The sequence below is a fragment of the Methanoregula sp. genome (assembly GCF_002835825.1).
In the GTDB taxonomy this organism is placed as follows: Archaea; Halobacteriota; Methanomicrobia; order Methanomicrobiales; family Methanospirillaceae; genus Methanoregula.
Window position 1 is genome coordinate 1 of record NZ_PIZH01000245.1, and the last position, 3,498, is coordinate 3,498.

A 3,498-nucleotide genomic window follows, 5' to 3' on the forward strand; every position below is an offset into this window, starting at 1 on the left:
GTTCTTCCATCATGTGCGGGATATCCGAACGATCAAAGCGGATGTCCATCCCTGCCGGGCATCCGGGTTCGATCATACCCTTGATGCGGATCCCATGCACGGGGGGGAGCGCCTTGCAGGATGCCTGACCGGTTCGCAGTTTTATACGGAATGTTACGGGAATGATTTCACGCTTGAGAACATCTGTCCTCTCGGGCAGGTGCAGGAGGAGCCGTTTATCGCCCGCTGCTGCCGGTCCGAGCGCGAGGGTCCCTGCACCTGGAACGGGAAGACCGGTGTGGTGGTCCACTGGGGGGCGAGTCCCGCAAAGATTGCACATGCGGTTAATGACCTTGTTGTACGGTGGAGGGCGCGATGAAAAGGATCGCTGTTGTGGAAGGTGACGGGATCGGGCGTGAGGTCATCCCGGTTGCCCGCAGGGCGCTTGAGGCCCTCCACCCCGAGTATGAGTTTTTCCCGGTCGAGGTTGGGTATGGGAAGTGGGAGCAGACCGGATGTCCCTGTGCCGACCGGGAGATAGACGAACTCAAAACCGCCGATGCCGTCCTGTTCGGGGCGGTCACTACACCCCCGATGAAAGATTACCAGAGTGTCGTCCTGAGAATCAGGAAGGCGCTCGACCTGTATGCAAACCTGCGCCCGGTCAAAGGCAATGGCTTCGATATCATGATAGTCAGGGAAAACACGGAGGGCCTGTACTCGGGGATCGAGGAATTCTTTCACGACCGTGCAACAACCCTCCGGGTCGTGACCCGGGCCGGCAGCGAACGGATTGTCCGGTCAGCGATCCGGCTCGTGCAGGAACGAAAGGGGCACCTGACCATCGGCCACAAGGCCAATGTCCTCAAATCGGATGTCCTCTTCCGGGATGTCTGCACCAGCGAAGCGAAAAAGGCCGGCATCGTTTTTAATGACCGGTTCATTGATGCCCTTGCGCTGGACCTCCTCCAGCACCCGGCCGCGTATGACGTGGTCGTGACGACCAATATCTTTGGCGATATCCTCTCGGATGTTGCCTCGTATCTTGTCGGCGGTCTTGGTCTTGCGCCGAGTGCGAATATCGGTGACCGGTATGCCCTCTTTGAACCCGTTCACGGGAGCGCGCCGGATATTGCGGGGAAGAACATCGCAAACCCGGTTGCTGCACTGAGGAGTGCCGCGATGCTCCTTTCGTACCTCGGTGACCGCAACGGGGCGTCCCGCATTGAAGCATCACTTGAGCGCGTCCTTTCCCAAGGAATCCGCACCCGGGATCTCGGGGGATCTGCCGGCACGCGGGAGTTTGGGGATGCCGTTCTCCGGGAGATCTGCGGTGAATAACCGGCATTCCGGCGTTTCGTTTCCCCTCCCTGGTTCTGGGAAAATCCGTAAGATATTCAAACCCGCCGGAAAGACTATTCTGATCAGGAGTTGCTGGCTATAATGGCGGATATGGTTACGCTGGTCTTTTCCATCCCCGTTCTTATCCTGATCGCTCGGATTGTTGAGGCGGCGCTGGAAACCCTGCGTACTATCTATGTAAGCAAAGGCCATGCAAACCTTTCTGCCTGTGTCGGCATTGTCAAGACCGGGATCTGGCTGATCTCCACCGGCCTTGTCTTAACCAACCTGAACGATTACTGGAACCTCTTTGCGTATCTTGCCGGGTATGGTATTGGCACGCTCCTTGGCATGCAGATCGAGAACATGATCTCGATAGGTCATGTCATTGTCCGGCTGATCACTCCGGGCGACCCCCAGCCGGTCATCGCCAACCTTGCCACTCTCGGGTACGGGATGACCCGGATCGAGGGTCAGGGAAGTTTTTCAACAGTCACCATCATCTTCATGATTGTCCCGAGGACCGAACTGGGGCGGCTGCTGGGCGTTATCTCAAAGGACTATCCTGATATCCTCTATACCATTGAGGATGTCCGGAATATCAAGGACGGTGCACGGATCTTCTACAAAGATCCCCGGCGCAGGATCCTCGGGTTTTTCGGGCTCTGAAACCGGCAGCGGGCACCTGCGGTGCCGCGATCCATACCTCTATTATCCGGGTGCTCCATGATTTTTGCAGGAGCGAAGAACCATTATGCATTCTCCTGGAGAAAACGAGGGTACGATACCTGTTTTCACTGTCCGGACCGGGGGTGTCGAAAACCTCCCCAGGGTGATCCGGTCTGACGATGAGTGGAAAAATCTCCTCTCTCCTGAACAGTTCGAGGTGGCGAGGAAGAAAGGGACTGAATATGCGTTCACCGGGAAATACCATGCCTGCAAAGAACCGGGGATCTATGCCTGTGCCTGTTGCGGGACCGACCTGTTCGACGCGAAAGCCAAATTCGATTCCGGTACCGGCTGGCCGAGCTTTTCCTCTCCCGTATCGGAACTGAATGTACAGACCCGGCCGGACCTGTCGGGAGGCATGGCCCGGATCGAAGTCCTCTGTGCCCGGTGCAATGCCCATCTCGGTCACGTATTCGATGACGGACCAGCCCCCACCGGAAAACGGTACTGCATGAACTCAGCTGCACTGGTCCTGAAGAAACCGTAAAAAAAGGGGTTTAATATCAGTCATCTTCCCGTCGTTTCCAGACGTGGAGGACCCAGAGCAGGGAGACGAGCGTTGCGATTACTGTTGTTGCGACAAGCATCGGAATATACCACCATTGTGCGCCCATGGTCCCGTCCATAACCCCGCTACCGGCAATGGTTGCGATGGTATTGGGGACCAGGGCAGCGGTGCCGAGAACTGTCAGGTATGCCGTCACGAGAGCGAACCGGTTGTTCATCGTCTGGAGCTGGTTGTTGTAGATGCTCTGCATCACCTCAAGACCGGAGGAAAGTACGTTTGACATCTGCTCGGAGAGTTCGATATGACGGTCGATATTGTCCGAGAGGATACCGATCCTTCCTAACAGTTTCTCGTCGTTGGTGATCAGGTCGGCGTCTCCGTACCGGAGCGAGTCCACCACGTCCTTTGTTGCCCAGAGCACGTTTAAGTAATCGATTAAGACATGTTTCATCCGGTAGATATCGTGGGCAACCTTCTTCTTCGCAACCTTCTCCTCGATCAGGGATTTGCTGATTGTATCCCCATGCATCTCGATCTCGCGTAAATACTCGAAGTTCCGGTCATTGTTCTCGTCAATGATCCGCTCCAGCGTAAGGGTAATTTTATCGGGAGTATTTTCCGCAGCAACCCGTTTGAAGAACTGTTGCGCATAACGCGAGAACCGCAACAGCCGGTTGATCTGGTCGGAGTGGACGGTGAGGACGAGGTTGTCGCGGATCAGGACAAACAACGGGTGGATGGTCATCGTCTCGCCTTTGACCGTGACCGAGGGCAGCATGATGCCGAGCTCCGTGTCGTAATCCTCGTACGCGGAAGAGAACCCTTGTGTCAGTTTTGTGATCGGGACGTTGGTAAAACCGTCCAGCTGGGCAAGCGGCTCGATCGCCTTGTCCTCGTCATGTATGCTGCTGTCGATCCAGGCGATGCTGGCAGACTGGGGG

General features: G+C 56.3%; 4 protein-coding genes and 1 pseudogene. 4 read left to right on the top strand and 1 reads right to left on the bottom strand.

Annotated features, from left to right (window positions below; translation table 11 throughout):
* The 4 genes and pseudogenes from CW742_RS09075 to msrB all read left to right on the top strand — a co-directional run.
* Positions 1 to 358, top strand: a pseudogene (locus CW742_RS09075) (hypothetical protein); the annotation flags it as partial.
* Positions 355 to 1,320 (top strand): isocitrate/isopropylmalate dehydrogenase family protein, encoded by a 966-nt coding sequence (locus tag CW742_RS09080; RefSeq protein ID WP_292419431.1) that lies wholly within the window; start codon positions 355 to 357, stop codon positions 1,318 to 1,320. The pseudogene CW742_RS09075 and the gene CW742_RS09080, both read left to right, overlap by 4 nt.
* A gap of 102 nt (positions 1,321 to 1,422) precedes the next feature.
* Complete coding sequence (locus CW742_RS09085) at positions 1,423 to 1,989, top strand: DUF2179 domain-containing protein (protein ID WP_292419433.1); 567 nt, start codon at positions 1,423 to 1,425, stop codon at positions 1,987 to 1,989.
* A gap of 85 nt (positions 1,990 to 2,074) precedes the next feature.
* Complete coding sequence (gene msrB / locus CW742_RS09090) at positions 2,075 to 2,536, top strand: peptide-methionine (R)-S-oxide reductase MsrB (RefSeq protein WP_292419435.1); 462 nt, start codon at positions 2,075 to 2,077, stop codon at positions 2,534 to 2,536.
* 16 nt (positions 2,537 to 2,552) lie between these two features.
* Here the strand turns inward: msrB and CW742_RS09095 are convergent.
* Positions 2,553 to 3,498: CorA family divalent cation transporter (locus CW742_RS09095; RefSeq protein WP_292419437.1), on the bottom strand; the 946-nt coding region annotated here is incomplete at its 5' end.